At 56.9% G+C, this 547-nt stretch carries 1 protein-coding gene; it reads left to right on the top strand.

Annotation, left to right across the window (positions count from 1 at the left end):
* Positions 1–236: 236 nt before the first annotated feature.
* On the top strand, positions 237–547 hold a 311-nt coding region (locus NRB16_RS29120), incomplete at its 3' end, for a sigma factor (RefSeq protein ID WP_306456559.1).

The following is a 547-nucleotide window of genomic DNA, read 5'->3' as shown; positions in this document are numbered from 1 at the left end:
ATTGACCGCTGGGCTATTGAGGGCTGAACCGTGCATCCGAGAACCTTTACCCGATCTTGAAAGGCAATGAAAAAGCGTGAGCTGGCATGACAAGGACCCTGTCACCAGACCGCCGGGCAGAAAGTTCGCACCCAGGCACAAGAATAAAGCGCAATATTAATGATAAATATTCTCATATGCAAAAGAGTCTGACAGAATCGACGCCCTCAATGAGTCCCCGTGGATTTTTCTACGTGATGCACACCGCCCAGCCCGCTCTCAGTCATACCGTCGAAGGTCTGTACCAGGATCACCATTCCTGGCTAACGACCTGGCTGCGGCGCAGGCTCGGCTGCCCGCACAGTGCGGCGGATCTGGCTCAGGACACCTTCGTCAAAGTGATACTGGCCCGCGATACGACCCAGATCATCGAGCCTCGGGCCTTTCTGACCACCATCGCCAAGCGGGTGCTGTGTAATCACTACAGACGCCAGGATCTGGAGCGCGCCTATTACCAGGCCCTGGCCGAGCTGCCGGAATGCGTGGCACCTTCCGAGGAAGACCGGGC

It is taken from the genome of Pseudomonas sp. LJDD11 (assembly GCF_024584215.1).
Lineage (GTDB): Bacteria > Pseudomonadota > Gammaproteobacteria > Pseudomonadales > Pseudomonadaceae > Aquipseudomonas.
The sequence above is the reverse complement of the archived record's forward strand: the minus strand, read 5'-3'. Positions and strand labels throughout refer to the sequence as shown.